This window comes from Verminephrobacter aporrectodeae subsp. tuberculatae At4 (genome assembly GCF_000193225.1).
GTDB classification, from domain to species: Bacteria; Pseudomonadota; Gammaproteobacteria; order Burkholderiales; family Burkholderiaceae_C; genus Acidovorax; species Acidovorax aporrectodeae.
Map to the genome: position 1 here is coordinate 1 of NZ_AFAL01000825.1, position 550 is coordinate 550.

1 protein-coding gene is annotated in these 550 nt (G+C 64.0%); it reads right to left on the reverse strand.

Annotation, left to right across the window (positions count from 1 at the left end; translation table 11 throughout):
- Window positions 1–550: Ig-like domain-containing protein (locus tag VTU_RS34105; RefSeq protein WP_010108898.1), on the reverse strand; the 550-nt coding region annotated here is incomplete at both ends.

The window sequence follows — 550 nt, forward strand, 5'->3', positions numbered from 1 at the left end:
CCGAGGTCGGTGTCGGCGAAAGTGATGGGGTTGGTGCTGGCGGCGGTGGGGCGCACCAAATCGACGATGACGTTGTTACCGTTACCCGTGAGGTAGGTGGTTTCTCGCCAGTCTCGCAAGCTGACGTTGCCCGCGCGATCGGATACGTACCACATATCTACGCCGATGTTGTAATCCCCGTCGGCGAAGGGCGTGACCGTGGCGGTCCAGACGGTGCCGCTGGTGCCGCTGGGACGCAGATCACTGATAGTGACTACGGGCCTACTACCACCGGAGAGGACACGGAGGGCACCGATCGTAAAGCCCGTGACGGCTTCGCTGAAGGTAAAGGTGACGGTGGTGGTTTCGCCGATGCCGAGGTCCGGGTCGGCGACCGTGATGGTGACCGTGGGCCTGCGGGTGTCGATGCTGTAGTTGGTGCTGCTGGCTTGGCCCGATCCGGCGGTGCCTGCGGTGTTGGTCACGCCCGCGAGGTTGACGCGGATGGTGTTGCTGCTGTCCTCGACGTTGGCCGTGGGCGTGAAGGTGGCGGTCCAGGTTGTGCCGTTGT